Origin of the sequence: Streptomyces sp. YIM 98790 (assembly GCF_011421595.1) — a bacterium.
Taxonomy (GTDB): Bacteria; Actinomycetota; Actinomycetes; order Streptomycetales; family Streptomycetaceae; genus Streptomyces.
Map to the genome: position 1 here is coordinate 1 of NZ_WTLH01000360.1, position 2098 is coordinate 2098.

At 72.6% G+C, this 2098-nt stretch carries 1 protein-coding gene; it reads left to right on the forward strand.

What is annotated here, in order from left to right; translation table 11 throughout:
• The first annotated feature begins 451 nt into the window (after positions 1-451).
• The gene (locus GQS09_RS27995; RefSeq protein ID WP_165990314.1) at positions 452-2035 is read left to right on the forward strand and encodes an acyl-CoA dehydrogenase family protein; all 1584 of its coding nucleotides are present in this window, start codon (positions 452-454) and stop codon (positions 2033-2035) included.
• Positions 2036-2098 lie beyond the last annotated feature (63 nt).

The following is a 2098-nucleotide window of genomic DNA, read 5'->3' on the forward strand; positions in this document are numbered from 1 at the left end:
CGGCCCGGCCCGCGCCGCCGCCGGCCGTGGCGGCGGCACCGGACGCCGCGCGATGCCGGGACAGGGCCGCGCGCAACAGCCCTCAGCCCGTACGGTGTTCGCATCACGCGCCCCGTGGACCACTCCGTGAGCATGCCATGGGCAAGAGCAGGCGGAGGAGCCGGTGCGCAGTTCTTCACCTCCGGTGACCCGAATCCCCGGATCCCGCCGATGTAGCGGCGTCGCTACGCATTGTCAAGAACGAAGTTCATCCGTCTTGGACTTGGGCGGATGCCGGACCAAGCTGCCACCGGTCCCCTGCCTCCGGGCCGGACCGCCGACCGCCGCCGCACCGCCGGGCCCCCACCGGCGCTCAGCCCCGCGGCTCGCGGAGCACCCCCCGGTCGGTGGCCGGGGTCCTCCGGCCTGCCCCCGGGCCGGAACCGGACCTTGATATGCAGGAGCCGCCTCGATGTCACAGAGCCCGTCCCCGGCCTCCCCGCAGGAATCTCCACACGACGCGCTGTCCCTTCCCACGGACCGCTTTCTCGACGGCATCACCGAGCTGGCGCGCAGCCGGTTCGACTGCCAGACCTATCCGCTCCAGCACCTGCCGGCCGACGACTGGGCACGTCTGGTCCGCGCCGGAGTGCTGCTTCCCGCCCTTCCCACGGAGTTCGGCGGCCGGAACAGCCATGCCGAAATGTGCCAGGTGGTGGAGAGCCTGGCGGAATGGCACCTGCCCATAGCCATGTTCACCATGATCAACACGGCGGTGGCGCTGCGGCCCGTCGCACTGCGGGCCGGTGACCGGGCACGCCGGGAGGTGCTGCCGGAATTCGCCGGACACGCTCCGGTGATCTGCGGCTTCGCCTCCACCGAACCCGGCTGCGGCTCCGCCATGTCCAGCATGACGACCGTCTTCACCGAGACCGAGGACGGCTACCACCTGCGGGGGCGCAAACACTGGCAGGGCTTCAGCGGCAGTGCCCACTGGTGGCTGGTGGCGGCCCGCAGCGCGGAGCCCGGGCCGCGCCGCTACGGCTACTTCATCGTCAGGCGCAGCGAAGGCTTCCGCACCGTGGAACGCTACGAGTCGCTGGGCATGAAGGCGCTCGACTACGGGCTGAACGAGATCGACGCCGTGGTCCCCAAACACCGCAGGATCGCGGCGGAGGACCGCAATCTCAGCGCCATGGTGGAGATGCTGATGCCGCCGCGCGCCATGATGGCGGCGCTGGCCTCCGGCTTCCTCCGGCGGATCAGCCGGGAGGCGCACGCGCACGCCGAGCGGCGCCGGATCGGGCCGGGCCCGCAGTCCGCCATACGCTTCGTGCGCTACCGGCTCGCGTCCATCGAGGCGTCCGCCGTGATCAGCGCCGCGCTGTACCGCTGCCTGCTCGACGACATGGACGTCATGGCGGACATGATGGCCGACTTCCCCGCCGTGCAGGCGCTGAAGACCGTGTCCACCGAGCGCATGGTCGGTGCCGCGCACGACTACCAGCAGCTCATCGGCGGTGAGGGCTACCGCACCAACTCCTCCACCAACATCGCCGCCCAGGCGTTCCTCGACTCACGGGTCTTCACCATCTTCGACGGCACCAACGACCTGCTCAGCCAGCAGCTCACCGAGTACTGCCTGGCCCGCTGCGACGGCCGCCCGCTCAGCGTCTACCTGGCCACCCACCCGCACACCGCGCCCGCGGTGGCCGCGCACCGGCTGGACCTGCGCTTCCTTGACGGGCCGCTGCGGCAGGAGCACCTGGTGCTGGCCGGCCGGGCCATCGCCTACGTCTTCGCCGTCACCCAGGTGATGCGGTGGGCGGCCGGGGGCAGCGGCGGCTCCCGGCTCCGCCGGGCCCGTATCGCGATCGAGTTCCTCAAGGCCGACATCGAGGGTGTGGAGCGGGAGTTCCGCCTGCTCGCCACGGGCATCCTGGACGAGCCGGCCGCCCCCGCGGCGGACCACAGCACGGCGGAGGTGCCCGAGGGCGCCGGCGTGCCGGGCCCCTCCCGTTCCATTCCGCTGCGCCCGGCCGCGCACGCGCGCTGACGCGCCCGGTCCGCCGGTCCCCGCCCACCGCCTCCGGCGGCGTGCCGGGACCGCGGGCGGGGC